Genomic DNA, 26,011 nt, shown 5'->3' with positions numbered 1-26,011 from the left:
GATGACGGTCGCGAGGAAGTCCGACGATGCGTTCTGGCAGGACAGCAGCGCTGGCGATGCTGATCTTCACCGTGCTCCTCCCGTGGGGGAACGCGCTCGCCCAGCCCGCGCCGGCTGCCGGCGAGGGCGCAGGGGACAGGTGGAGCGAGGCGAAGTCTCGCTTCGTGAAGGGCAAGACGCTCTACAACGCGGGTGCCCTCAGCGCGGCGCTCGCGGAGTTCAAGGCGTCGAGGGAGCTCTACCCCACCGAGAGCGCCACGAGATTCGCGGCCATCTGCCTCGAGCGTCTCCATCGCTTCGACGAGGCGCTCGACCTGTTCGAGGCCGCGCTGCGCGACTTTTCAGACACCCTGGACGCCAAGACCAAGGACGCCCTCCAGCGCAGGGTGGTCGAGCTGCGCGGCCTCGTCGGCACCGTCGACATCCAGGGCGCCGAGGCCGGCGCGGCGATCACCGTCGATGGGCAGAGCCGGGGTGAGTTCCCGCTGCTCGAGCCGCTCCGGCTCGCGGCGGGCAGCCACGGCGTGCGCGTCTACAAGGAGGGGTTCGAGCCGTTCGAGGCGCGCGTCGAGGTCGCGGGCGGGCAGACCGCGCGCGTCTCGGCAACCCTGCGCCGGCTGCGGCAGACGGGGACGCTCCAGGTCGCCGAGGTGCGCGGCCGGGAGCTGGAGGTGGTCGTCGACGGCGCCCGCGTGGGCAAGACCTCCGCGGCGCCGCTCTCGCTGCCGCTCGCGCCGGGCAGGCACGTGGTGCTCCTGCGCGGCGAGGGGCGCCTGGGCACCGTGCCAGCGAACGTGACGGTTCGCGTGAACGAGGTCGAGCAGCTGCGGCTCGAGGCCGAGGTGCTCGACGCCACGCTGCGCGTCGCGCCCCTGCCCGTCGACGCGCGGGTGTCGATCGATGCCGTGGAGCTCGGCCGTGGTCTCTGGGAAGGCCAGGTCCGGGCGGGCCAGCATACGGTCGAGGTGACGGCCGAGGGGTTTCTGCCCGAGCGGCGCGAGGTGTCGCTCCGGCGCGATGAGCGCAAGGCGCTGACCGTGCCGCTCTCGCGCGACCCCAGGTCGCCTTTCTGGCGCAAGCCGCCGCCGCCGCCGCACTTCCTCGTGGAGCTCAGCACGGCGGCGCTGTTCGTGCCGGACTTCCAGGGGGACATCGCGGGCAACTGTCCTGGGGAGTGCCGCCGTGGCGCCGGCGTCGGGAGGTACGGGGTGCTGCGCGGCGGGTACGAGCAGAGCTCTGGCTTCAGCTTCGGTGTGGCGATCGGCGCGCTCTCGGCAACGCAAAAAATCAGCGGCCGGAGCACATCGCTGAACATCGTCAGTGAGCCTCCGAAAGAGGTCGACGTCGACGTCGACGACGTGCTCAGGCTCGGCGGTCTCTTCCTGGGCGGGTGGCTCGGCTATACGCTCGACGCGGGCCTGCCGATCCGCTTCCGGCTCGGCGCTGGCGGCCTGTTCGGGTCGATGTCGGACGCGCGGCGAGGCGACTTCACCGCGCGCGACCAGGTGCGCCGTGAGGTGGGCACCATTGTGCAGATCCAGCCTGCCCGCTTCGTCTTCGTCACGCCCGAGGTGCGCGTGGGCCTGCCGCTCGGCCGGCATGTCGAGCTGAACGTCGGCCTGGAGCTGCCCGCGCACGTCGCCGTGTCGCTGCCGAAGTGGAGCGATGAGAAAGATGTCAGCGGGGTCAACGCCGGGCCCGACGGCTATGGGTGGTTCAACGGCGATGCGCTGGTGGGCGGCGTGTTCTTCAGCGTGGCGCCGACGGTGGGCGCTCGCTTCGATTTTTGACGTTTTCCGGGAGGGATCATGCATTCACGGTGCTTGTCGCGGGGCGTGATGCTCCTCTCGTTCGTCCTGCTGCTGCTGCCGCTGCTCGGCGCGCTCGCCGGATGCAACTCCGGGAGCGAGCTTGTGCCGGGATCGAGCGAGGCGCTTCGCGCTCGCTTCCCCGGGCAGGTGACGCAGGTGCTCGAGGCGGGGGCGGGGTTCGCCGCCACCGACGAGGGGTTTGTCAGCCGGTCGCGGCGGGGAGCGACCGGCGGCTTCCGGCCCGTCGGTGAGGCGATCGAGGCGGTGCTGCCCGCGAGAGGCGAGGATGGGCTGCGCTTCCGGGGGCAGACGGGGTTTGCGTTCACGATGCGCGAGCTCGGCGCGGCGGGCGAAGCGACGCTCGAGGGCAGCGCGGTGACGTACGCGCGGGCGGGAGGCAGGTCGTACTGGACAGCGAACGTGGATGGGGGCGCCGAGGAGTGGTTGCTGCTGGAGGCGGAGGCGGTATCGAGCGATGCGCCCGTTGCCGTGTGGGAGGTGCAAGCGGCAGCGCTGCGGCAGCAGGGCGAGGCGGTGGAGGTGGTCGACGCATCCGGCAGAGCACGGCTCCGCGTGACGGCGCCGCGGGCGTATGCCGAAGGGGGGCGGCCTATCGAGGCGCGGCTCGTGGCGAGCGGGGCGCGGCTCGAGCTGTGGGTGGTGGCGAGCGGGGAGGCGTTGCTGGTGGACCCCGTGTGGCTGCCGGCCGCCGAGTTGAGCGCCGCCCGCTGGGAGCACACCGCGACGCTGCTGCCGAGTGGGCGGGTGCTGATGGCGGGCGGCCACGGCCCCAGCGGTCCCAGCGGTTTTCTCGTGAGCGCGGAGCTGTACGATCCGGCGACCGACCGTTGGCTGTCCGCCGGCGCGATGGGCGCCGCCCGCTCAGGGCATGCCGCGACGTTGCTGCCGAGCGGGCAGGTGCTTGTCGTGGGCGGCAACGGCCCCAGCGGCCCCAGCGGTTTTCTCGCGAGCGCGGAGCTGTACGATCCGGCGACCGACCGTTGGCTGTCCGCCGGCGCGATGAGCGCCGCCCGCTCAGGGCATACCGCGACGTTGCTGCCGAGCGGGCAGGTGCTTGTCGCGGGCGGCAATGGCCTCAACGATGTTCCTCTCGCGAGCGCGGAGCTGTACGATCCGGCGACCGACCGCTGGCTGCCCGCCGGCGAGATGAACGCCGCCCGCTCAGGGCATACCGCGACGCTGCTGCCGAGCGGGCAAGTGCTTGTCGCGGGCGGCTACGACATCAGCGTCCCTCTCGCGAGCGCGGAGCTGTACGACCCGGCGATCCGCAGCTGGCTGCCAGCCGGCGAGATGAGCGCCGCCCGCGACGAGCATACCGCGACGCGGCTGCCGAGCGGGCAGGTGCTCGTCGCGGGCGGCTACGACACCAGCGGTCCTCTCGCGAGCGCGGAGCTGTACGATCCGGAGACCCGCAGCTGGCTGCCAGCCGGCGCGATGAGCACCGCCCGCATAGAGCACCTCGCGATGCTGCTGCCGAGCGGGCAGGTGCTCGTCGCGGGCGGCTACGAATTTCATTATGGTGCTCTCGCGAGCCTGGAGCTGTACGATCCGGCGACCCGCAATTGGATGCAAGCTGGTTCGATGAGCGCCGCCCGCGCGGAACAGACCGCGACGCTGCTGCCGAGCGGGCGGGTGCTGGTCGCGGGCGGCGGCTATTATTTAGATTTTGGCGATCGCGCGAGCGCGGAGCTGTACGACCCGGCGACCGACCGTTGGCTGCAAGCTGGCACGATGAGCGTCGTCCGCTCAGGGCATACCGCGACGCTGCTGCCGAGCGGGCAGGTGCTCGTCGCGGGCGGCGACGTTCCTAATACTGGCTTTCTCGCGAGCGCGGAGCTGTACGACCCGGCGACCCGCAGCTGGCTGCCAGCCGGCGAGATGAGCGCCGCCCGCTGGAAGCACACCGCGACGCTGCTGCCAAGCGGGCAGGTGCTCGTCGCGGGCGGCGACGTTTCTGGTCCTGCCTTTCTCGCGAGCGCGGAGCTGTACGACCCGGCGACCCGCAGCTGGCTGCCAGCCGGCGAGATGAGCGCCGCCCGCTCATGGCACAGCGCGACGCTGCTGCCGAGCGGGCAGGTGCTCGTCGCGGGCGGCTACGATTCTGATACTGGCGTTCTCGCGAGCGCGGAGCTGTACGACCCGGCGACCCGCAGCTGGCTGCCAGCCGGAGAGATGAGCGCCGCCCGCAGCAACCACACCGCGACGCTGCTGCCGAGCGGGCAGGTGCTCGTCGCGGGCGGCTACGATTCTGATACTGGCGTTCTCGCGAGCGCGGAGCTGTACGACCCGGCGACCCGCAGCTGGCTGCCAGCCGGAGAGATGAGCGCCGCCCGCAGCGGGCACCCCGCGACGCGGCTGCCGAGCGGGCAGGTGCTTGTCGCGGGCGGCGGCGATCTTGGTGTTGGCGCTCTCGCGAGCGCGGAGCTGTACGACCCGGCGACCCGCAGCTGGCTGCCAGCCGGCGAGATGAGCGCCGCCCGCAGCGAGCACACCGCGACGCTGCTGCCGGGCGGGCAGGTGCTCGTCGCGGGCGGCCGCGCTCCTGGTGTTGGCGTTCTCGCGAGCGCGGAGCTGTACGACCCGGCGACCCGCAGCTGGCTGCCAGTCGGCGAGGTGAGCGTCGCCCTCAATCACGCCGCGACGCTGCTGCCGAGCGGGCACACCGCGACGCTGCTGCCGAGCGGGCAGGTGCTCGTCGCGGGCGGCCGCGGTCCTGGTGTTGGTGCTCTCGCGAGCGCGGAGCTGTACGACCCGGCGACCCGCAGCTGGCTGCCAGCCGGAGAGATGAGCGCCGCCCGCTCAGGGCACACCGCGACGCTGCTGCCGAGCGGGCAGGTGCTCGTCGCGGGCGGCCGCGGTCCTGGTGTTGGCGTTCTCGCGAGCGCGGAGCTGTACGACCCGGCGACCCATAGTTGGCTGCCAGCCGGAGAGATGAGCGCCGCCCGCAGCGACCACACCGCGACGCTGCTGCCGAGCGGGCAGGTGCTCGTCGCGGGCGGCTACGATTCTGATACTGGCTTTCTCGCGAGCGCGGAGCTGTACGACCCGGCGACCCGCAGCTGGCTGCCAGCCGGCGAGATGAGCGCCGCCCGCTGGAAGCACACCGCGACGCTGCTGCTGAGCGGACATGTGCTCGTCGCGGGCGGCTACGATTCTGATACTGGCTATTATCTCGCGAGCACGGAGCTGTACGACCCGGCGACCCGCAGCTGGCTGCCAGCCGGCGCGATGAGCGTCGTCCGCTCAGGGCATACCGCGACGCTGCTGCCGAGCGGGCAGGTGCTCGTCGCGGGCGGCTACGATTCTGATACTGGCTATTATCTCGCGAGCACGGAGCTGTACGACCCGGCGACCCATAGTTGGCTGCCAGCCGGAGAGATGAGCGCCGCCCGCTCATGGCACACCGCGACGCTGCTGCCGAGCGGGCAGGTGCTCGTCGCGGGCGGCTACGATTCTGATACTGGCGTTCTCGCGAGCGCGGAGCTGTACGACCCGGCGACCCGCAGCTGGCTGCCAGCCGGAGAGATGAGCGCCGCCCGCAGCAACCACACCGCGACGCTGCTGCCGAGCGGGCAGGTGCTCGTCGCGGGCGGCGGCGATCTTGGTGTTGGCGTTCTCGCGAGCGCGGAGCTGTACGACCCGGCGACCCGCAGCTGGCTGCCAGCCGAAGAGATGAGCGCCGCCCGCTCAAGGCACACCGCGACGCTGCTGCCGAGCGGGCAGGTGCTCGTCGCGGGCGCCGGCGATCTTGGTGTTGGCGATCGCGCGAGCGCGGAGCTGTACGACCCAGCTGGCCGTTGGGCGGGCAGTGCTTCGCTGAGCCAAGGCCGTGCACACGCTACCGCGACGCTGCTGTCCAACAACGACGTGCTGGTCACCGGAGGCCTCAGCGCCGCCGGCTACGAGGCGAGCGTGGAGCTCTATGCTCCGGCGACGGAAATCTGGCGCCCCATCAACCCGATGGGCACCGCCCGCGGGTATCACACGGCGACGCTGCTGCCATCCAGTGGGCAGGTGCTGGTCGCTGGCGGCGCTAGTCCCGGTGGTCCTCTCGCGAGCGTGGAGCTTTTCGACCCGGTGACCCATAGCTGGGGCCCGGCCGACGCGATGAACGTTGCCCGGGTCGATCACGCGGCTGTCACGCTCGACGATGAACGCGTGCTCGTCGTCGGAGGTTGGGGGGACAGCGGCGCTCGCAACGACGCAGAGGTGTACGACCCGACCAGCGACCGATGGGCGCCCAGCAGCGACATGCACGTCCCCCGCTGGCAATTTACCGCCACGCTGCTATCGAGCGGCCATGTGCTGGTCGTTGGGGGTTGGGGGGATAGCCCGGAGAAGAGCGGTGCTCGCCGTGATGCCGAGGTGTACGACCCGACCCAGGATCAATGGACGGCCATCAAAGCAGGGATGATCTTCGCCCGCACCGGCCACACCGCCACTCGTCTGCCGAGCGGTCGAGTCCTCGTCGCCGGCGGCGCGGGCAGCAGCGGCCCCCTCGCCCAGGCCGAGCTGTTCGATCCGGAGACCATGCGCTTTGCACCTGCGGCCCCGATGCTCCAGGCGCGCACAGGCCACGTCGCCCTGTTGATGCCCGACGGTCGGGTGCTGGTCGCGGGTGGCGCCGACACCGGCGGTCCGCTCGCCAGCGCCGAGGTGTACGATCCGGACAAGAATGCCTGGCTGCAGGTCCGGCCGTTGGCAATCCCCCGGAGCGAACCCATGGGGACCTTGCTCGCCGATGGGACGATGCTCGTGCTCGGCGGCGTCGGTGAAGGCGGTGTTCCCCTGGCGACCGCCGAGCTGTTCAAGCCTCTCGAAAACGGCACGCTGTGCACCCAGGCGACCGACTGCCAGAGCGGCTTCTGCGTCGACGGCGTCTGCTGCGACAACGCCTGCGACGCCGGCCCCTGCGATGTCTGCTCGGTCCGCACGGAGATCACCTTCCCCTTCGGCGCCGAACAGCCCGGCAGGTGCAAGCTCTTGACGGGTCCGACGTGCGATGACGGCGACGCGTGCACCCGGACGGACTCCTGCCAGGCAGGACTTTGCACCGGCGAGGCCCCGGTCGAGTGCCCGGCCGAGGAGGCGTGCCGGGAAGCGAGCCAGTGCGACAAGCTCGGCGGGGGCTGCCTTGCCGGAGCGTTCAAGCTCGACAGAACCCCATGCGATGACGGCGATGCGTGCACCGCGGAGAAGTCGTGCAACGCGGGCGTCTGCGTCGGCGCGAAGGAGGCCAACTGCGCTTGTCCTGAGTGCGTGCCTTACGTCTGCTTTGGGGTCTCGAGGTCCTGCAGGACGACATGCGACTCGGTCGACGACTGCGCCCCCGGGTACGTCTGTGACCGGGACCACGCCTGCGTCGACCCACCGCGCCCCAGGTACAAGCTGGACGACACCGGCTGCGCGCTCGCCCCTCCCGGCGCACCGGGAGGCTCGCCCTGGCCTCCCGCGGCGCTCTCGCTGCTCGGCCTCGGCGCGCTCGGCGTCCGGCGCCGCAGCGCGCGGCCCCGCGTCTGCCTGACCGTCACGCGCGTGCCGTGATCTCGAGCACATCAACTCAAGAAAGACAACGGGCTTGAGGAGGTCGCGTCCTGGTTCCACCTGGATGCGTCGAGGTCGCCGGCGTCCCGAGACGCTGCAGTTCCTGGCTAGCCGGTGCGCGGCGCGCCCTCGGGCGCCACCACCGGTGCCGCCGGCGCCCCCGCGCCGTTCGGTGCTGCGGCGGGCGCTGCGCTGGCGACCGACGCCGCGCCGGCTGCCGGCGCTGACGCGGCCGCCACGGGCGGCGCGTCGGTGTCTTCCGGCTCGGGCGCGGCGTCGCTGGACGCCGCCCCGCGGCCGCCGCGGCCCTTGTAGAGCGACGGCGCGACCGTCTCGGCGTCTCCCTCGTTCCAGCGCAGGTAGGCCACGGCGCGGCGGGTCTGGTCGTAGGCGTGCGCGAGCAGCGCGAACGCGCGCGCCCGCTTGTCCGCGGCCTCGGTCGGTCCGGGCCCCTTGCCGTGCTCCCGCACGCCGAGGGCGGCGAGGAGCTGCGGCCCGATCTCCCCGGCGCGCTTCGCCTCGTCCTCGGTCGCCGCCGTCTTGCCGGCGATGTCGGACCAGCTCCCGCCGAAGAGCGCCGAGAGCGCCACGAGGTCGTTGGCCGTGTCGATGTGCCCGTGGCCCGCGCGGATCTCCGCGACAGCGTCCGCGTCGAGCAGCCCGCGACGGGCGAGCGCCTCGGCGTCGCCCAGCAGGTTCTCGCGCAGCGCGGCCGCCTCGGCGAGCAGCGGCTTCAGCGCGTTCTCGGCGCCTCCGCTGGACAGCCATTGAAGGTGCGCGTACCAGGCGGCGAGCGCGTAGCTCTCGAGACGGTCGAGCGCCGCGACATCGTGCTGCCGCAGGTGCTCGACGATGGCGGGGCGCAGCGCGTGCAGGCCTGGCAGCACGCCGAGCACCTGCGAGACGGCGCGAGGAATGTCGATCTTGATGGAGATGAGCCGATCCGGGCTCAGCGCCTCGATCTCGGGGAGGATCCTGTCGAACGCCGCCGCCGCCTTGGGCGGCGCCGCGGGCTTCGTGGGAGCTGGCTTCTTCTTGTTGACCGGAATGGAAGGCTTGGCCATGAGGGGAACACCTCTCGTTGATGCCCTTCGCCGGGCGGCGGAGGAACATGACCCCCTGCCCCCGGCGCTGGACGCATTGTGAGCGTCCGGCCCCCGCCGGACGTTCCGGGCAGGTTTAAGCACCTGTCCCGTACGGTCAACGGGCCTGGCAAGATCCCGACGGCAGATCGCCGGACGCCGTGAGGGTGCGCCTGGGAAGACCGTCTCCGATGCCGGAGGAAAGCTCAGCTGCCCCGCCAGGACCGTCTCCGATGCCGGAGGAAAGCTCGGCTGCCCCGGCGGGACCGTCTCCGATGCCGGAGGAAAGCTCAGCTGCCCCGGCTGGGCCGCCTCCGATGTCCGAGGAAAGCTCAGCTGCCCCGGCAGGACCGCCTCCGATGTCCGAGGAAAGCTCAGCTGCCCCGGCAGGACCGTCTCCGATGCCCGAGGAAAGCCCAGCTGCCCCGGCAGGACCGTCTCCGATGCCGGAGGCAAGCCCAGCTACTCCGGCAGGACCGTCTCCGATGCCGGAGGCAAGCCCAGCTGCCCCGGCGGCGACCGGGAGCGCCTCCGTCTCGCGGCCTCGGTGGCGCTCGTGCTGAGGTTCGACCGCAACGATCCGCGGCCGGCCGACCCGCTGGAGGTGCTCTGCGCCGGCGGCGGCGCGGGGCCGGCGGCGCAGAGCGGGCGGATGATCTGGATGGGCTCAGCTCGCGGTCACGACGGTGATCTCGCCGGTCGTGTACAGCGCCGACGTGTCCCAGGCGAGCCCTGGGGCGAGCGGCAAGGCGATATTCACGGCAGCGAACGTCCCCGTGAGGTCACCGAGCCAACCGAGCAGAACGACGGTGTCCCCGGCCTCGAACGACACGGCGCCGCCGGCCGGCCGGACCTCCAGCGCCCCGTCGAGATCGAGATCCCCATCCACCTGGAGGAGCGGCAAGGCGCCCGAGCCCGCGACCGCGATGCGGAGGGCGGCGCCCGGCCCCTGGCTGTAGCTGCCGGCGACGTCGGTCGAAGGGTGAACCGCTCCGACGGAGAGCTCGCCGCCCTGCATGTTGGCGAGATCGCCCGCGAAGCTGCCGATCTCGAGGCGCCCGCCGGCGAAGTCGAAATCGCCCTCCGCGACCTCCATCGCGCCCGCGATGAGGTCGCCGTCCGCGAGACGCACGGAGGGCCCCAGGTAGGGATAGACGTAGGGGACGCTGGCCGGCTGCGCAGTCCGGAGGAGGCCGCCGATGCTCACGAAGGCGCCCTTGTCGACGAGGATCGATGGAGAGTGATTGCCGACGGCAAAGACCGTGACGTCGCCGCTGTTGAGCCACGATGCATAGACGTCGTTCGCCTTGATGAAGCCCCCGGCGAGCTCGGAGTGAATCTCTGTGTCTTCCGTCACGAGGGTCCCATAAGCCCCGACGGTGAGCGTGCCGTAGCCACGATTCGCCCCCACGCGCAGGAGCCCCTGGTTGGTCCACGTGCCGCCCCAGCCGCTCACGCTCGCGTGGCTGTTCCGGAAGTCATCGCCGTCGATGCGCGCGCCCACGGTGAAGAGCTGGCCGCGCTGGATGTTCAGCAAGCTGCCGGTCTTCACGCCCAGGATGAACTCCCCCGTGCTCACCCACGTCGTCGCGGAACCCGTGATGGCGACTTCACCCCCGCAGATCGTGCAGCCGCCGACTCCGCCGATATAGACGTCATGCGAGAAGAGGCTCGCTCCCTGCTTGAGCTCGACGTGGCCTTGCCCAGTGTAGCCGATGGAGAGGTTCGTCCGGCTCGTCAGGGTGGCGTCGTACCCCTCGACGAGCACAAAAGCGTCACCCAGCGAGCCTCTGGCGCCCACCGTGAGATCATCGGTGGTCACCTCGGCGCCGCTCCGGACGACGAGCCAGCTCTCATTATAGTTTCTGCCGAGCACGATGGATCCATTGTTGACCCAGGTTGAGCCATACCCGTCGACCTGGATGATACCGAACCCGGCACCCCCCCCATCCACGGACGCGCCGGGGCTGATCAACGTCCCGCCATGGGTCACCTCGACCGTCCCAGCTCTCACGACGAGCTGGTTCAGCCCGAGGTCCCAAGGATCGGATGGGTTCTGGGGCGATACGTCGCCCCCAAGGGTCACGTCAGCATTGGCCGGTCCTGCCACGCTCACCGACGTGGCGATGGACAGCGCCGAGAGAGCGTATCGAATTTGGTGGTTCATGATTCTGATCCCTCCACGAGAAGTTCCAGTGCCCATGGGAGACCCCTATCGCCCTGATGCCTCGGCAACGCCGGAGCACCACGCGAACGTGGTCTCCCATGATGGAACGCATACGTGGGTCAGCCCACCGTTGCAACGCATTTCGTTAGCTGCGCCACCGCGGTCTGGAGGTGGAGCGACCGCTCAGGCGGCAAAAATCAGATCGCACAATACGTGGCAAGCTGATCTCGGATCGTCGACCCCCGCGCTCCCGCCGCTCTCCTCGCTGACCCGCTCGGATCGCTGACCCGCTCGGACCAAGCGAAGCGCCCGCTCCCGCGCGCCTTCACGCTCGCAGGCGCCTCTCCCCTCCAGGCGAACCGGTCGCCGCCCGAGGTCTCGTCGACCTCGACGTCGTCGTCCTCCCTCACGATGTCATCGTAGACGCCGCCCCGGTCTCCGAGCGCGAACGGCCCGAAGCTGTGGCAGTCCGAGCCCGCGTCGAGGTCCCCGATGTCGTGGTACTGGGCGTCGATCGCGCTGTAGACATTGCCGCCAATCTCCTTCGAGTACTTGAACCCGTTCGCAAGGGCCGTGTACTTGAGACCACTGCTGACCTTCCTCGACTGGAGGAGGTTCTGCTCGGTCACCTTCTTCCACGTCCTGACGGCGAGGATCGTGTCCTTCGCCGACGCAGTCGCTGTACGGGATCTCGTCGTCGTGCAGGACCTCCTCCCGCCCCGGGGCGTCGAGCTCGCACCGCCCGTTGTGGATCCGGTACGTGCGCTTCATGACCCAGGCGATCCATCGGCGCCCGTCGGGCTCGCCCTGGAGCAGCAGCTCGGTCCTGCGGCGCGGTCGCTGCGCGGGCGCGAGGCTCGACGCGCAGGTGATGGAGGTGCCGAGCGGCGTCGACTGGTCGTACTTCCAGTGCGCTCCGCGGGACCCGTGGGTCAGCGCGCTGCAGGGCGACGCGGTCGTCGTGCTCGAGGGCTTCCACGCGGAGCGCCCGCGCATCCAGAGCGCGCTGCCGGACGCGCGCGTCGCCGGGGCGGTGTACGGCCTCGACGACGCCGATCCCGACGCGCCGAGGCGGCTCGCGTTCCATGCCGACGGCCTCCACGTGGACGCCGACCGCCTGGCTGCGCACGATCACCTGGCGCGCCCACGTCGATCTGCGCGACCTCGCGCAGCGCGAGCGCCTGATGGTGGTCGCCGGCATGAGCATCAGGAGCGCTCCGGCGGTGGTGGCCCGGGCGCCCTCACCGCCGGCCGCAGCGCCGTCGCTGCCCGTCGCGGCGCCCATGCCGCCCGTAGCTCCAGCGCCTGCCGCAGCGCCGTCGCCGTCCGTCGCGGCAGGCGCAGCGCCCCTCGAGGAGCCGGTCCCGATCGAGCGCTACGCCGCCGTCGTCGCGGAGATCGCCGACAAGGGCGCGCTGCGCAGCAAGGTGCTCTCTGAAGCGCGGCGTGGGAGCGCTGCCAACGAGCATTCGCGACGTGAACCGCACGCACCGATCGGCCCCCCGTCGATCCCCTGGAAGCGAAGCGAGATCGTCCGCGACCGGCCGCGCGAGTCATCGCTTGCTCGCGACGTCCTGGACATCGCGCGTATGCCTTGGCGAGCTCGATGCGCTCGCTCGCGACGCCCGGCCGGCCATGTACACGGATTCATCGAAGAACGACAGCCCTTCCTGTATCCTCCTGCCTCCTTCTTGAGACAGAAGCGAACCACCACCAGATGTCCCTGTAGAGCAAGAACCTATGATCGCAACACTTCATCGTTCAAGGACAATCCGTCCCAGCCTCGCCCAACTTATTTCCGCGACGGTACTATCCCAAGCCGGATGCACGATCTTCGACGAAAGACCAACACCGACGTGCATGGATCCATCCCCCACGTGCGCAGCGCTGTGTGCACCAGCAGATACATGGGCTCAACTAAGCGGCTGCTCAAGAACTACACCGCTGCAGAACCAATTCGTGAACACGGTAAACGCGAAGACATGCCAACATTGGCGCGAATTATTACAACCCGTCAGCGGCATCAATCTAGAGATCACACCTCAAAAAATTGGAATAATGCCGATCAAGAAGGATCCCTGCCACTTCTAGCTCATACTACCATGGATGCCCATTCCCACCACACCGACTGACATTTAAACAACGATCGCTGACGCCACCACGCAAACATTCGACACATGGGAACATCACCGAAGCCGACAATATGGATTGGATTAGGTACCATCGCGGTCGCCGCCTTGGCGGCGGCATACAATCTGGGAAGAGCCTCGGCAGAGAGCGGCAGCCGTCCTCAACGGCACCAGGATGCCGCCAGCAAGGACGATCCCGATCTTCGGTCGGCTCTGAGCGCCGCCCAGAAGAGGTTGACCAGCTGCGAAAAGACCGTCCAGCGTCACGACCAGCATCTTCAGAAGAGAGATGAAACGCTCTACACCAACGAAGACAACCCCACACCTTCACCTGAGCCAGCGCTTCCGAAGCAATGCATCATCGCGTCGCAGGTGAAGGATCTGCATATGCTCGCCGCGAACTGCAGGAGCCTCAGGAGACATTTCGACGCATACAAGACAATACTGGGCAGCAGCACGATCCACTGCGAAATCGTCTTGGACATTGTATCCATGGCCCACGGACAGTCCTCCTTCTGTGCCGCCATCATAAGAACCATCGAGGGCACCACCTACCAAGATGCCATGAGCGACCCGCTCGCCATTGCCGCGGCGGAAGACGCCTATGCGATCAGGAACGAATACGGCAACCCCGGCGACATTAAAGCGCTTGTGAAAAACCCAGAGTGCATAGCCCAGATGCGGACCGAATGAATCGAACCCATTGTGCGCCGCCGTTCATCTCGCGGGGAGCCATCGCCCCGCTGGTCGGACAGGCCAGGGTCGCCATTCTCACGCACGCACCAGGACTTTAACCCGTAACGCTCGACACATGGGAACATCACCAAAACCGACAACATGGATTGGATTGGGGGCCATCGCGATCGCGGCGCTGGCGGCGGCATACAATCTAGGAAAAATCTCTGCAGAGAGCAACGAACAGCCTCAAGCACGCCAGGACGCCGCCAGCAAGAACGACCCCGATCTTCGGTCGACCCTGAGCGTCACCCGGAAACGGTTGGCCAGCTGTGAGAAGACCCTCCAGCGTCGCGATCACCATCGTCAGAAGAGAGAGGAACATCCCCACACCAACGAAGACAAGCGCATACCTTCGCCTAAGCCAGAGTTCTCGGAGCAATGCAGAATCGAATTGCAAGCGATCGAGCTAGAGAGGCTGGCGATGAACTGCAGGAACTTTAGTGGAACGTTCGGCGCATACAAGGCAATACTCAGCAGTAGCACGATCGACTGCGAAGCCGTATTGAGCATTCGAGATCTAGCTCGGGACCAATACTCAGAATGTTCCGACGTCATAAGATCTTTTGAGGACGCGTCGCAGCCGAATGTCGCGAGCGATCGTCGCGGCATCGACGCGATGGAAAGCGCTTATATGTTCAAGAGCTACTACGGCGACGTCGACATCGATGAGCTGGTGAAGAATCCAGCGTGCATAGACCACATGCAGGCCGAATGACTCAAACATACTTCACGCCGCCGTTCATCTCGTGGGAGCCATCAACCCGCCGTTCGAGCAGGCCATGGCAGCCATTGTTGCGCGCGCTGTCAGGGCTTGGAGTATTCACTTTGGCTGCTCCGGCATCAGCGCAAGAGCAACGGCCCCCAGAGAAATTCCATTGGGACGGCCTCCGTCTCAACGGCATCGTTCAGACGAAGCTCCCCCATCTCGCGAGACTCGGAGTCACTTACGGCGGCGGAACAGCTCCGGGGGCTGTCCATACGGTCATGGTGAGCTTCGGACAGACCGCGAGCCCCACCCAGGAGCTCAACATCGGGTATCTCATAGGCGTTGGAGTGGGCAAGGAGAACATGTCGACGATAGAAGACAAGGAATTGGGGGTTCATGCCACGTTCGAAGCCGGACCGTTCCGGGCGAGCGCGGCCACGAGCTTTCAACTCTATCAAGTGATCGGAGCCGTTCTTCCCATGTTCACCACGACCTTGAGGCCGCAGGGGACCCTTGTCCGGACCACGCACGTCGATCTGTTCCTCGGCGGAGACGTCTATTCCCGCAACCTGAACGTCCAGCTCGGCTTCACGTGCGGATTACGATTCAGGGACATAAGAATCTTCGATCGAAGCATGGACGGGCTCTTGTCGATCACGGAAATGAACGCTTGGACCAGCGTTCCGACGCATGGAACCCTCTGGGCGGCCTACGTCGAATCGCGCCTCGGGATCGTCGTCGATCTGGAGCCCGACAAGGGAGACAAGGGAGAACAGCGCGACCGGATCCGTGAGTATGGGCAGCTCTGATCGGTCGCGCCAGGGACGCCGCTCGCCTCGTCGCTCGCGCTCAGGCGGGTTGCGACGCGATGCTCAGGGCGCCTCGCCCTCTTCACCTTCCATCGCGTCGTCCGCGATCGCCTCCGGCTCCTCCTCCAGCACCTCCTCGACGGCTTGCGCCGAGGAGGCCCGCGAGAGCAGGCGCTGCGTGGCCACGCCATGCCCCTCGTCTCGCAGTCCATCGTGGGTGCCAGCCCACACCGAAGTTCAACAGGACAGCCTGGTCTGCCTGATTTTTTGCTTCCGGCCGCGCTCCCGGAGCCACGTCTGTCTACTTTCTCACGCCTGGATGCGGCCCGGCGGGCCCCGGTGCACGGCCGTCCCTGTCGGGTGGCTCTCGGCGCACCGTCGTGTGCAAGGCGACCTACCCGCGCACCCCCGGCGCGGCTAGAACAACGATCAGGTTGATTATGTGAGAATTTCTGGCGCTTCGATGGAAGGATCGACGGTCTCGCCGGGCCATGATCTCGTCCGCGTCTGGAGGTGCACGGATGGAACGATGGTCGCCGCCGGTAGAGCTGTCGCGGCAGGAACAGGCGCTGATGAAGCGGTTGACACGCGTGAGAGCACTGTTCGGCTTTCTCAGGCTGCACCGGCACGAGCTGTTCGATGAGACGTTCCAGGAGCAGTTGGGGAGCATGTACCGGACGACGGGCGCAGGCGAGCCGCCGCATCCGCCGGCGCTGATGTGCATGGTCACGCTGCTGCAGGGCTACGTCGGCGCATCGGATGCCGAGGCGGTGGAGCTGACCGTCGTCGACCTGCGCTGGCAGATGGTGCTCGGCTGTCTGGGGACGGTCACGCCCGCGTTCTCGCAGGGTGCACTGCAGGCGTTCCGGGAGCGGATGGTCGCGAACGAGATGGATCGGGTGCTGCTGGAGCGAACCGTGGCACTCGTTCAGTCCGGCGCCATGACGGAGGGCGAGAGGCGTGCGGTATCCAAAGCGCTGCGCGTGGCCATTGATAGCCGCCCTTTAGCGGGGGCCGGGCGGGTTGAGGACACGATCAACCTGCTCGGCCACGCTGCGCGCAGCATCGTCCGCGTCGTGTCGAAGATCACCGACCGTCGGCCCGAGGAAATCTGCCGCAAGGCGGGCATCCCGCTGCTTTTGGCGCCCAGCATCAAAGCCGGGCTCGACCTCGACTGGAGCGACCCGAAACAGAAGGCAGCGGCAATTCAGATCCTGGAGCAGCAGGTCTCGTCGCTGCAGCAATGGGTCGACCGCCATCTGGACGACGTCGTCGAGCAGCCGCTGCGCACCTATCTGGATGCGCTCACTCAGGTTCGAGACCAGGACCTGGAAATCGCCGAGGATGGGACCGTCCGCATCCGGCAAGGCGTTGCGCCTGACCGCCGCGTCTCGATTGAGGACGCTGAGATGCGCCATGGCCGCAAGAGCCGCTCGAAGAGGTTCGACGGCTACAAGGAACATATCGCGCGCGACCTTGACCTTCCCGTCATCGTCGCCTGCGCAGTCACACCAGCAAATCGGCCCGAAGAAGAGGGGGCCGCGCCGATCGCCAAGGACATCCAGCATCAGGGGCTACGCCTCGTTGAGCTGCACATCGATCGCGCCTACGTGAACAGCCCCGTCGTGGAGGACGTGATCCGCGATGACGGCCAGGTGTTCTCGAAGCCGTGGGGGCAGCGGGCTCGCAGACCTGACATGTTCAGCAAGCGCGACTTCAAGATCGACCTGCGCGCCAAGACAATCACGTGTCCCGCGGGACAGGTCGAAGTGTTCGAGCCGGGCGACACGGTCGAATTTGACCCCGAGGAGTGTGGTGCGTGCCCCCTCCGAGCCAATTGCACCCAAGCCGCGTCGGGACGAGGGCGGACCGTATCCATCGCCGAGGACGAAGCCTTGCAGAGCAAGTTCCGGAAGCTGCAGCAGACCGGGCCAGGACGCGCCGTCCTCCGGCAGCGGATCCCTGTGGAGCATGCCCTCGCACACATCGCGGCGCGCAAAGGACACAGCGCGCGCTACATCGGCGCCCGGAGAAACCTGTTTGACCTCCGGCGCGCAGCAGCGATCCAGAATCTCGAGTCTGCCCAGCGGCTCATGCAGGCTGCGGCGTAACCCATTGAAATGAGACAATTTTCAATGTGATTGGCGCTCTAGGCTGGCCGCTCCAGACCAACCCGAGCTGCGCTGCCCATGAACCCCACCCTCGATCTCGATGACCTCGATGTATCCTATGCTTACACGACCACTATCGGGCTCCTCAGCCTGGACAGAGTAACGCCTTTCTGGCCCGAGCTCGGGCTCCGGATCGACGGCGTCGAGGAGGTGAAGACGGCCGCGCGCCGCTGCTTCCGGGCGGAGATCGAGCTCGAGGCGCTGGAGGACGATGAGCGGGACGATGACGGCATGCTCGCGGGGCACATCGCGGCGTTCCTCACCGACGTGGAGCGCACCCAGGGCACGACGGCGGCGGCGCAGCTTCGCGCGTGGATCGAGGAGCGCGTGTTCGTCCTCGGACTGGAGCCGGAGTGGCAGATGATGTGGCACGTGCTCGTCGCGTGGCTGCCGCGCCGCAAGGAGCACCGCGTCGCGAGCTTCGGCCTGCCGCTCGGCAAGGTCGCCAAGCTCTTCGAGATCGCCCGAGCGTGGGCGGAGACGGCGGACGCGCTGGATCGGCGCATCGCCGAGACGGAAGCGCTCCCGCTGGAGGGATGGGACGCCGAGGCCTACGCGGCTTACCGGGGCGACGAGCCCGACCTGACCCCCCTCACCGGGCTATCGCAGCACCTGGCCGCGCTCGCGTTCGAGCGCACCTGGGGTGCGATTCAGCGGCTGCTCGGCCCGGCGGAGATGGACGCGCTCGAGCGCTGGGGTCAGGCGGAGGTCCTGGCCCACATGGATTCGATCTCGCACCACTCGGCGCGGATCCCGCCAGAAAGCCGCAGCCTGTCATGAGCACAACCTAAGAGCGCCTCTCAAAACTAAGCGCGCGCCGCTGGCCGGAAGCGGGCGAGCAAGGAAAGGGGCACGTCGGGCAGCGGCGGAGGCACGGCCTCGCCGAGCGCGAGGAGATTCAGCGTCTCCTCGGTGAAGTGCCCCGCGAGCTGGCGCCGCCGCGCGGTCAGCCACGCGTCGATGGAGGCGGCGCCCTCTTCGCGCGCCGCCTGGATGTCGGCGAGCTCGTCGGCATCGAGGGACGTCGTGGCGATGAAGTCCTGCACCGTCTCGAGGACCTCGTGGAACCGCGCGAGCTCGGTCTGGATGCCCTCCGCGACGAGGGCAGCCCACGTGGCCTGATACGAGGGGACCGGCACCTCGGCGAGGTGCTCGATGCGCTGGACGCAGGCCTTGGCGCGCCACGTCCGGCTCGGCCGCTCGATGGATGCGCCGAGGTAGTCCTCGAGCTCGCCGCGGTCGTCGACGTCAGGCACCTCGGCGGCGGCCGAGAGCGCCCGCGGTCGCCACCGGCTCACGAACCGGTCGAGATCCGCCACGAGGTCGGGCAGGTCGGGGTCGCGCGGAGGCCGCAACGACCGCCATTGACGCCACTCCCCGAACGAGCGCTCCCCCCCAACGACGCTCGCGTGATAGACGCCTTCGGCATGAATCTCCGGCGTGTACCCCGCGAGGAGCGCGCGCGTCTGGACCTCCGGGAGACCCACGACGTAGAGGAACGCGCAGACGCGCCTGAGCTGCTCGTGCGCCGGCGGGCTGAGCGCGGGCAATGCAAGATCGCGGAGCAGGGTATTCGGCGCGGGCAAGGAGGCCATGATCCTGTAAAAAAGATACATGGGGCTCACACCCCGCCGCAACCGCCATCGCGACATCGTCGCTTGTGCGGGCGCTCCGGTCTCGTCTCTCGTCTCTCGTCTCGGATGGCCCGCCCCGAGGGCCCGACTCAGCGGCGCAGCAGCGTCTCCGTCCCCGCCAGCGTGCCACCCAGGCTCGCCCATCGCCCGGTGAGCTGTCTGCCCTCGATCGCATAGCTCACCACCCCGACCTGCTGGCCCGGCGACCAGCCCACGACGAGCTGGTCGCCCGAGCGGAGGCCCACCCCCTTCAGCATGCCGCCGGTGCTCAGCGTCCAGGTCACCGCGTACGTGTCGCCCGTGCGCGCGATCACGACCGTGCCGCTCCGGGGACCCTCGACGATGCTGTAGCTGCCGGTCAGCCCCTCGGGCCCCTGCAGCGTCTCGACCTCGATCCGGCCCGGCCGATCCGTGGAGATCCACTGCCCGCGGAGGCGATCGCCGTCGATGCGGTAGGCGGCCGCGCCGTACGGGCCGCCGCTCGCCCAGCCCACGGCGACGGTCTGCCCCTGCACGAGCGCGATCCCCTCGTAACCGGCGCCCTTCGTGATGATCCAGGCGATGCGGTACGTGTCGCCGCTCCTCGACAGGAGGACGTTGCCCGCATAGCTGCCCTGCCCGCCCGGGTTGCGCGACGACGTGATGTCGTAGGTGCCGGCCAGGTGGATGTCGCTGGCCGTGGCGGCGCTCGATGGGCTGAGCGGCGCCGTCGGAACGCTGCCGGGGGTCGCGCCGGCGCTGCCGGCGCTGCCGGCGCTGCCGGCGCTGCCGTACAGCGGCGGGAGGGCGACGGGCTCGGTCGCGCGCAGGCGCTCCACGACCACGATGCCGCCGACGACGAGGGCGGCGACGGCGAGCAGCCCGCCGCCGGCGATCGCGAGCAGCAGGCCCCAGGGCGCCTTGCGCACAGGTCGGGCCTGGACGAGCGCCAGGGTGCCGCCGGACATGCCGCCGACGTCGGTGCCGGCCATCGTCGGGTACGTCGGGCCCGTGTACGCCGGCGGCGAGCCCGTGGTGGCCGGCGGGGCCGGCGCGAACGGCCCCGCCGGCGGGGCCGCGCCCCGGGGGACGGCCGCGGCGAGCACAGGATCGAGCGCCGACATGGCCTGCGCCGCGTCGCCGAAGCGAGCGCGGACGTCGCGCGCGACGCACGCGGCGAACCAGGCGTCGAAGCCCGCGGGGATCAGGTGCTGGCAGCCGTGGCGCGCGGCGCGGGCGGACGCCGGCTCCAGCGGGACGAACAGCACCTCGCGCATGAGCGACATGACCGAGGCGCTCGGCCCGCGGGTCGGCTCGAGCCAGTACATGCGCCCGGTGAGCAGGGTGAAGGCCAGCAGCCCGAGCGCCCAGACGTCCGACGCCGGGGTGACATGCTGGCCAGCCTCGGTCTGCTCGGGCGCCATCCAGAGCGGCGTCCCGACCGACGCGGTCACCGCCGTGGTGGCCCGCGCCTCGGCCACGATCTTCGCGACGCCGAAGTCGAGCACCTTGACCTTGAAGCGGACGTTCTGCTGCCGCGGCCGCGCGATGAAGATGTTCTCGGGCTTGAGATCGCGGTGCACGACGCCCGCGCGATGCGCCGCCGCGAGCGCGTGGCACAGCTGCCCCATCAGCTCGCGGACCTCGTCGGGCGGCAGCGCGCCGCGCTGCGCCACCACGGCCGACAGGTCGGCGCCGTCGAGCAGCTCCATCGCCAGCCAGGGGGTCTGCGTCGCCGGATCGACCCCGGCCGCGACAACCTCCACGACGTGGTCGCTCTCGATGCGCGCCCCCACCCTCGCCTCCTGCTCGAAGCGCTCGCGGAAGCGCGGGTCCTGCGCGAGCTGCGCGTGCATCAGCTTCACGGCGCGCGGCTTGCCGGTGGAGAGCTGCTCGGCCACGAGCACGGCGCCCATGCCGCCCTGGCTCAGGGGACGAACGATGCGGAAATCGCCCCCGAGGACGGTGCCGGGGGCGAACGGTGCGGCTGTCGTGAAGTCGGCCATGGCGAGAGGGAACCCTTCGGGCGACGTCGCTGGCGACGCGCCCCGGTAGCGTACCCCCGGACGCGCGATCCAGGGGCGCCGCAAAGCGCCCGGCGCCGCCGCCTCGGCCAGGCTCGGGTCCCCGTCGCGCCGGGCGCGGTCAGCCCCCGTCTCGCTCGATCTGCACAACGATCTGGTTCGTCGCGCTCAGACGGACCGGATAGGTCTTGAGCCCAGGCCCGCCGTTCAGGGCCTCTCCCGTCTGCAGGTTGAACTTCTGCGCGTGCAGCGGACACACGAGCGTGCAGCCGCCGAGCAGCCCGTCGACGAGCGGGCCGCCGCGGTGCGGGCAGGCCGCCTGCGTGGCGAACACGCGGCCGTCCCGCGCGAGGAAGACCGCGATGCGCTCGGAGCCCACGTCGAACGCGCGCCCCTCGCCCGGCGGGATCGTCGAGAGAGGGCCCAGGGTGATCTCCATGTCGCGCCCCTTCATTGCGTGATCGGCAGGACCGACCGGAACTGGTTCGGCGTCGCCGGGGAGTACGCCTCTCTCCACGGATCGCGGTACGCCTCGACCGTCTTCTGCATCTCCGCGTCGAGGCGCGCGGCGATGCCCTCGCTGTCGTCCACGACCACGGCGCGGATCTTCTGGATCCCGAGGCGCTCGACGAAGCCGTACGTCCTCTCGAGGTACCTGGCGTTCTCGCGGTAGTACTGGATGAAGCGGCCCATGAGCCGGAGCACGTCGGCGTGCGCGTCGGCAACGCAGAGCACGTCGCCCTTGCGCACGTGCGCGCCCGCCGCGCCGCCGACGTAGATCTCCCACTTGCCGCCCTCCACCGCGACGGCGCCGACGTCCTTCACCATCGCCTCCGAGCAGTTGCGCGGGCAGCCCGCCGTCGCGAGCTTCAGCTTCGCCGGCGTGTCCATGCCGCGGAAGCGATCCTCGATCTTCACCGCGAGGTCGATGCTGTCGCCGAGGCCGAACCGGCAGAAGTCGGTCCCGACGCAGCTCTTGCACGTGCGGTACGACTTTCCGTAAGCGAACCCCGAGGGCATGTCGAGGTCGCGCCACACGCCCGGCAGGTCCTCCTTCTTCACGCCGAGGAGGTCGATGCGCTGGCCGCCGGTCAGCTTGACGAGCGGCACGCGGTACCTGTCGACAACGTCCGCGATCTTCCGGAGCTGCGCCGCCGACGTGATGCCCCCCGGGATCTGCGGGATCACGCTGAAGGTGCCGTCCTTCTGGATGTTCGCGTGCACGCGGTCGTTGATGAAGCGCGCGTCGCGCTCGTCCTCGTACTCGTGGTGCCACACCGTCCGGAGCAGCGACGCGAGCCCCGGCTTGCTGCCCGGGTCCTCGACCCCGCCCGCGAGCTCCCGGAAGACGGCGGACACCGACCGGAGCCCGCGCTCGCGGACGGCCTGGAGGAGCTCCGGCTTGCTCAGCGGGACGCCGGGCACGTAGTAGCTCGCCGCGGGGTCCTGCTCCGCCGCGCCGCCGCACGCCCACGCCACGATCTCCGAGACGAGCTGCTTGCAGGCGCCGCAGCCCATCCCCGCGCGCGTCGCGTCCATGATGGCCCGGGAGCTCCGCTTGCCGGAGCGCACGCACGCGACGATGCCCTCCTTGCTGACGCCGTTGCAGTTGCAGACCTGCATCTCGGGCGGCATCTCCTCGAGGGTCGCCTTCGTCGAGGGCGCGCCGAGGTCGAACAGCAGCGACAGCCGCTCGTCCGGGAGCGGGGTATTCTTGTCGAAGGCCTGCATCAGGTACGCGGCCTTGCTGACGTCGCCGAGGAGGATGCCGCCGAGCAGCCGCCCGTCGCGGATGATGAGCTTCTTGTACGTGCCCCTCTTCGGCTCGATGAACTGCACGATCTCGTCCCGATCGTCGGCCGGCTCGGTGATGCCCATCGAGGCGAGCTGGATGCCCATGACCTTCAGCTTCGTGGCGACCTTCGAGCCCGAGTAGGTCGCCTTCTCGTTGCGCTTCGTGATGTGGTCGGCCAGCACCTTGCCCTGCTCCCAGAGCGGCGCCACGAGCCCGTAGACGTGCCCGCGGTGCTGCGCGCACTCGCCGACGGCGTAGATCCTCGGGTCGTCGGGCGAGCGCATGTGGTTGTCCACCACGATCCCGCGCTCGACGGTGACGCCGGCGCGCAGCGCGAGGTCCACGTTCGGCCGGATGCCCGCCGAGATCACCACGAGATCGCAGTCGAGCACCTCGTCGTCGGCGAAGCGGAGCCCGGTCACGCGGTCGTCGCCGAGCACCTCTTTCGTGCTCCTGTTGAGGTGCACCGTCACGCCGAGCTGCTCGAGCGTGGTCCTGAGGATGGCGCCCGCCGTGGCGTCGAGCTGCTGCCCCATCAGGTGGCCGCTGATGTGGACCACGTGGACGTCGATCCCGAAGTTCTGCAGCCCGCGCGCCGCCTCGAGCCCGAGGAGCCCGCCGCCGATGACCGCGGCGCGCCGCTTCCCCTTCGCGTAGGCGGCGATCCGGTGGCAGTCGTCCAGGGTGCGGAACACGAACACGCCCGGCTTCTCGCGGCCGCCCTCGAGCCGCACCCCCTGGATCGGCGGGATGTAGGGCGAGCTGCCCGTCGCGATGATCAGGTTGTCGTACGACGCGACGATCTCGTGCTCGCCGGTGACCTGGCGCGAGTGCCGGTGGATGGCCCGCGCGCGCACGCCCGCGTGGAGCTGGATGCGATTCTCCCGGTACCAGGCGAGGGGGTTCAGGAAGATCTCGCTCGCGTCCTGGGAGCCGTTCAGCACCTCGGAGAGCAGGATACGGTTGTAGTTGCCATACGGCTCGTCGCCGAAGATGGTGATCTCGAACTGCTCTGCGCCGCCGCGCGCGAGGATCTCCTCGACGGTGCGGACGCCGGCCATCCCGTTGCCGATCACCACGAGCTTGCGCTTCTTCTGCATGGCTCAGATCTCCGCCAGGCCGATGTCGATCGTCGCGAGGCCGCGCACGCCCTCGGGCGCGCCCACGGACAGCTCCAGCGCGCTCTCGGGGTGGATGTCCTCGATGATGACGAGCGGCACGTGGATGGCGCCTCTGGCGCCGATCGGGAAGTAGCGCATCGGCTGGCCGTCGCGCTTGAGGAGCAGGTAGATGAGCTCGGACGTGGAGTTGCCCGCGCGCAGGTAGATGAGCTGCGCGCGCTTGTCTCGCGGGACGGTGTACCCGATCGCGGGACGAAGGGGGACCGGCTGCTCCAGGCCCTGCCCCTCGAACGCGTAGACACCCTGTATGAACCTCGGTGTTTCCAATGTGGCCTCCCGGGCGAATGGGCAGACGGGCGCGCTCCGCCGTCGGGTCGGCGCGCGCCGCGTGGGACGCGATGCAACTGCACGACAGTCCTACAACGCACCCAGTTTCGAGGGCACGTTGCCGGGCGACGCGATCCCGTGTAGGTCGAGTTTCCAAGGTGTTTCGAACGTCGTTGTCCTCTTCGTCCCGCCCTGGCAGCGCCGCAGAGCTCGTCGTGGTCGGGGCCGGCTCGGCGGGCGCCGTGATCGCGGCGCGCGTCACGGAGCGCGCGGATCGCGAGGTCCTGCTGCTCGAGGCGGGCCCGGACTACCCGGACCCGGCGGACCTGCCCGCCGACCTGCGGGACGGCACCCGCAACTCGTGGCTCGCGCACGACTGGGGCTACCGCCACCGGCCGACGCCCGGGCAGATCATGTTCCTCTTCCCGCGCGGCAAGGTGGTCGGCGGCTCGTCGGCCGTGAACACGTGCATCGCGCTCCGCGGCCAGCCGTACGACTACGACGAGTGGGCCGCGCTCGGCCTGCCCGAGTGGGGCTTCGACGCTTGCCTCCCCTATTTCAAGCGCCTCGAGGACGACCGCGACCTCGGCGAGCCCTGGCACGGCCAGGGCGGCCCGGTGCCGATCCGCCGCGCGCGGCGCGAGGAGCTCGTGCCGTGGCAGGCGGCGTTCGTCGACGGGTGCAAGGAGCTCGGCCACCCGGAGTGCGCGGACACGAACGATCCGCGCGCGCCCGGCGGCGTCGGGCCGCACGCGATGAACAAGATCGACGGCCAGCGCATGAGCGCGGCGCGCTGCTACCTGACCGCCGAGGTGCGCCGGCGGGAGAACCTGCGGCTCCGGCCGCGCACGACGGTGCGGCGGGTGCTTGTGCGGAACCGCCGGGTCGAGGGGGTCGAGATCGAGACCGACGGGCGCGTCGAGGTCGTCGCGACGCGGAAGGTGGTGCTGAGCGCGGGCGCGATCGCGACGCCCGGGATCCTCCTGCGCAGCGGGATCGGGCCGCGGGCAGAGCTCGCGCGCCTCGGGGTCACGCCCGTGTCCGACGTGCCCGCGGTGGGGGCGCGGCTGCTCGATCATCCGGGGGCGGCCATCGGCCTGTGGCCGCGCCGCCGCGGGCTGATCGACGTCCTGCGCCAGCCGCTCGTCCAGACGGTGCTCCGCTACACGTCGCGCGGCAGCCCGTACCCGAACGACATGCAGCTCCAGCCGGGCTCCTTCTTCCCGCTGCACCCGCGCTTCACGATCCCGGCGTTCGCCATCGCGTGCTGCATCGGCAAGCCGCGCGGCGTCGGCCGCATCGAGCACCTGAGCGCCGATCCCCACGCGCGGCCGCGCATCGTCTCGAACATGCTCGTCGACCGCGACGACCTGGCGCGCGCGGTCGACGCGATGCAGCTCGCGTACGAGGTCGCCCGCACCGCGCCGATGCGCGAGCTCGGCTGGTTTCTCTGGCCGACGGAGCGCACGCTGATGCGGCGCGAGGCGCTCGAGCGGTGGATCTACCGGAGCTGCGGCTCGGGCTACCACCCGTGCGGGACGGCCCCGATGGGGCCCGAGGGGGACCCGGCGGCGGCGGTCGACGGGCGCGGGCGCGTCCGCGGCGTCGAGGGGCTGATCGTCGCGGACGCGAGCATCATGCCGACCATCCCGAGCGTGAACACGAACCTGACCGCGCTGATGATCGGCGAGCGGTTCGGCGAGTGGCTCCGCGAAGGCGCTGTGTAGCCTGTCGTCCTCGGCCAGGTGACCATCGAGCTTGCGCGAGCGCGTCAGCTGCAGTTCGGCTACCGGAGGGTGGGATCATTTGAACATGAAGGCGGGAAGGCGGGAAGAAAATCGTCAATGATCTTCCCGCCTTCCCGCCTTCATGTTCAATTTTGAGCATTACCGACGCAGGACCCGGCGTCTCCCCTCCAGGAAGAGGAATCCCGGCGGCGCAGAGGACTCGGCG

The 26,011-nt window shown here is 69.5% G+C and carries 18 protein-coding genes and 1 pseudogene; 10 read left to right on the top strand and 9 right to left on the bottom strand.

Annotated elements, in window-relative coordinates:
* The first annotated feature begins 26 nt into the window (after positions 1 to 26).
* Both WME75_RS18330 and WME75_RS18325 read left to right on the top strand, forming a co-directional pair.
* Positions 27 to 1,790: a PEGA domain-containing protein gene (locus WME75_RS18330; protein ID WP_437492535.1), complete on the top strand. Its 1,764-nt coding sequence runs from the start codon at positions 27 to 29 to the stop codon at positions 1,788 to 1,790.
* 48 nt (positions 1,791 to 1,838) lie between these two features.
* Complete coding sequence (locus WME75_RS18325; RefSeq protein ID WP_437494864.1) at positions 1,839 to 7,376, top strand: kelch repeat-containing protein; 5,538 nt, start codon at positions 1,839 to 1,841, stop codon at positions 7,374 to 7,376.
* Between the two features lie 107 nt (positions 7,377 to 7,483).
* Here WME75_RS18325 and WME75_RS18320 read toward each other — a convergent pair whose 3' ends face one another.
* From WME75_RS18320 to WME75_RS18310, 3 genes are all read right to left on the bottom strand, one after another.
* Entirely contained in the window at positions 7,484 to 8,440 is a 957-nt protein-coding gene (locus tag WME75_RS18320) for a hypothetical protein (protein WP_437492532.1), read from the bottom strand.
* A 685-nt stretch (positions 8,441 to 9,125) separates the two neighbouring features.
* Positions 9,126 to 10,625, bottom strand: a complete 1,500-nt coding sequence (locus tag WME75_RS18315; RefSeq protein WP_437492529.1) for a hypothetical protein — start codon at positions 10,623 to 10,625, stop codon at positions 9,126 to 9,128.
* 197 nt (positions 10,626 to 10,822) lie between these two features.
* Complete coding sequence (locus WME75_RS18310) at positions 10,823 to 11,254, bottom strand: hypothetical protein (RefSeq protein WP_437492527.1); 432 nt, start codon at positions 11,252 to 11,254, stop codon at positions 10,823 to 10,825.
* A 140-nt stretch (positions 11,255 to 11,394) separates the two neighbouring features.
* On the opposite strand from WME75_RS18310, the pseudogene WME75_RS18305 reads away from it, so the two are divergent.
* From WME75_RS18305 to WME75_RS18285, 5 genes and pseudogenes are all read left to right on the top strand, one after another.
* A pseudogene (locus WME75_RS18305) lies at positions 11,395 to 11,682 on the top strand (DUF2169 domain-containing protein); the annotation flags it as partial.
* Positions 11,683 to 11,710: 28 nt separating this feature from the next.
* The gene (locus WME75_RS18300) at positions 11,711 to 12,757 is read left to right on the top strand and encodes a hypothetical protein (RefSeq protein ID WP_437495124.1); all 1,047 of its coding nucleotides are present in this window, start codon (positions 11,711 to 11,713) and stop codon (positions 12,755 to 12,757) included.
* Between the two features lie 45 nt (positions 12,758 to 12,802).
* Positions 12,803 to 13,447, top strand: a complete 645-nt coding sequence (locus tag WME75_RS18295) for a hypothetical protein (protein ID WP_437492524.1) — start codon at positions 12,803 to 12,805, stop codon at positions 13,445 to 13,447.
* 118 nt (positions 13,448 to 13,565) lie between these two features.
* Entirely contained in the window at positions 13,566 to 14,207 is a 642-nt protein-coding gene (locus WME75_RS18290; protein ID WP_437492522.1) for a hypothetical protein, read from the top strand.
* Between the two features lie 269 nt (positions 14,208 to 14,476).
* Positions 14,477 to 15,007 (top strand): hypothetical protein, encoded by a 531-nt coding sequence (locus tag WME75_RS18285; protein WP_437492519.1) that lies wholly within the window; start codon positions 14,477 to 14,479, stop codon positions 15,005 to 15,007.
* A 63-nt stretch (positions 15,008 to 15,070) separates the two neighbouring features.
* Here WME75_RS18285 and WME75_RS18280 read toward each other — a convergent pair whose 3' ends face one another.
* Positions 15,071 to 15,193: a hypothetical protein gene (locus WME75_RS18280; protein ID WP_437492516.1), complete on the bottom strand. Its 123-nt coding sequence runs from the start codon at positions 15,191 to 15,193 to the stop codon at positions 15,071 to 15,073.
* A 335-nt stretch (positions 15,194 to 15,528) separates the two neighbouring features.
* Between WME75_RS18280 and WME75_RS18275 the strand changes: the two genes are divergently transcribed.
* Positions 15,529 to 17,118 carry an IS1182 family transposase gene (locus WME75_RS18275; RefSeq protein WP_437492513.1) on the top strand — a complete coding sequence of 530 codons (1,590 nt, stop codon included), beginning with the start codon at positions 15,529 to 15,531 and terminating at the stop codon, positions 17,116 to 17,118.
* A gap of 78 nt (positions 17,119 to 17,196) precedes the next feature.
* Positions 17,197 to 17,958 (top strand): hypothetical protein, encoded by a 762-nt coding sequence (locus WME75_RS18270; protein WP_437492510.1) that lies wholly within the window; start codon positions 17,197 to 17,199, stop codon positions 17,956 to 17,958.
* Positions 17,959 to 17,984: 26 nt separating this feature from the next.
* Here WME75_RS18270 and WME75_RS18265 read toward each other — a convergent pair whose 3' ends face one another.
* The 5 genes from WME75_RS18265 to WME75_RS18245 all read right to left on the bottom strand — a co-directional run bounded on the left by WME75_RS18265 (position 17,985) and on the right by WME75_RS18245 (position 24,058).
* On the bottom strand, positions 17,985 to 18,773 hold the full coding sequence (locus WME75_RS18265; protein ID WP_437492507.1) for a hypothetical protein: 789 nt from the start codon (positions 18,771 to 18,773) through the stop codon (positions 17,985 to 17,987).
* Positions 18,774 to 18,901: 128 nt separating this feature from the next.
* Complete coding sequence (locus tag WME75_RS18260; protein WP_437492505.1) at positions 18,902 to 20,797, bottom strand: protein kinase domain-containing protein; 1,896 nt, start codon at positions 20,795 to 20,797, stop codon at positions 18,902 to 18,904.
* A gap of 139 nt (positions 20,798 to 20,936) precedes the next feature.
* Positions 20,937 to 21,254 (bottom strand): Rieske (2Fe-2S) protein, encoded by a 318-nt coding sequence (locus WME75_RS18255; RefSeq protein ID WP_437492502.1) that lies wholly within the window; start codon positions 21,252 to 21,254, stop codon positions 20,937 to 20,939.
* 11 nt (positions 21,255 to 21,265) lie between these two features.
* Entirely contained in the window at positions 21,266 to 23,710 is a 2,445-nt protein-coding gene (gene nirB, locus WME75_RS18250) for a nitrite reductase large subunit NirB (protein ID WP_437492499.1), read from the bottom strand.
* A gap of 3 nt (positions 23,711 to 23,713) precedes the next feature.
* Positions 23,714 to 24,058: a molybdopterin oxidoreductase gene (locus WME75_RS18245; RefSeq protein ID WP_437492497.1), complete on the bottom strand. Its 345-nt coding sequence runs from the start codon at positions 24,056 to 24,058 to the stop codon at positions 23,714 to 23,716.
* 173 nt (positions 24,059 to 24,231) lie between these two features.
* Between WME75_RS18245 and WME75_RS18240 the strand changes: the two genes are divergently transcribed.
* Positions 24,232 to 25,785: a GMC family oxidoreductase gene (locus tag WME75_RS18240; protein WP_437492494.1), complete on the top strand. Its 1,554-nt coding sequence runs from the start codon at positions 24,232 to 24,234 to the stop codon at positions 25,783 to 25,785.
* The last annotated feature ends 226 nt before the right edge of the window (positions 25,786 to 26,011 follow it).

The organism is Sorangium sp. So ce1014 (assembly GCF_051521505.1).
Lineage (GTDB): Bacteria > Myxococcota_A > Polyangia > Polyangiales > Polyangiaceae > Sorangium.
This window is presented reverse-complemented; position numbering and strand designations above follow the sequence as displayed.

Excerpts from the sequence above, each read along its gene's own strand:
- WME75_RS18255 (WP_437492502.1), bottom strand. The coding sequence starts at position 21,254 with ATGGAGATCACCCTGGGCCCTCTCTCGACGATCCCGCCGGGCGAGGGG.
- WME75_RS18320 (WP_437492532.1), bottom strand. The coding sequence starts at position 8,440 with ATGGCCAAGCCTTCCATTCCGGTCAACAAGAAGAAGCCAGCTCCCACG.
- WME75_RS18300 (WP_437495124.1), top strand. The coding sequence starts at position 11,711 with ATGCCGACGGCCTCCACGTGGACGCCGACCGCCTGGCTGCGCACGATC.
- WME75_RS18265 (WP_437492507.1), bottom strand. The coding sequence starts at position 18,773 with ATGGCCTCCTTGCCCGCGCCGAATACCCTGCTCCGCGATCTTGCATTG.
- WME75_RS18330 (WP_437492535.1), top strand. The coding sequence starts at position 27 with ATGCGTTCTGGCAGGACAGCAGCGCTGGCGATGCTGATCTTCACCGTG.
- WME75_RS18295 (WP_437492524.1), top strand. The coding sequence starts at position 12,803 with ATGGGAACATCACCGAAGCCGACAATATGGATTGGATTAGGTACCATC.
- WME75_RS18285 (WP_437492519.1), top strand. The coding sequence starts at position 14,477 with ATGGTGAGCTTCGGACAGACCGCGAGCCCCACCCAGGAGCTCAACATC.
- nirB (WP_437492499.1), bottom strand. The coding sequence starts at position 23,710 with ATGCAGAAGAAGCGCAAGCTCGTGGTGATCGGCAACGGGATGGCCGGC.
- WME75_RS18260 (WP_437492505.1), bottom strand. The coding sequence starts at position 20,797 with ATGGCCGACTTCACGACAGCCGCACCGTTCGCCCCCGGCACCGTCCTC.
- WME75_RS18315 (WP_437492529.1), bottom strand. The coding sequence starts at position 10,625 with ATGAACCACCAAATTCGATACGCTCTCTCGGCGCTGTCCATCGCCACG.
- WME75_RS18325 (WP_437494864.1), top strand. The coding sequence starts at position 1,839 with ATGCTCCTCTCGTTCGTCCTGCTGCTGCTGCCGCTGCTCGGCGCGCTC.
- WME75_RS18275 (WP_437492513.1), top strand. The coding sequence starts at position 15,529 with ATGGAACGATGGTCGCCGCCGGTAGAGCTGTCGCGGCAGGAACAGGCG.
- WME75_RS18290 (WP_437492522.1), top strand. The coding sequence starts at position 13,566 with ATGGGAACATCACCAAAACCGACAACATGGATTGGATTGGGGGCCATC.
- WME75_RS18270 (WP_437492510.1), top strand. The coding sequence starts at position 17,197 with ATGAACCCCACCCTCGATCTCGATGACCTCGATGTATCCTATGCTTAC.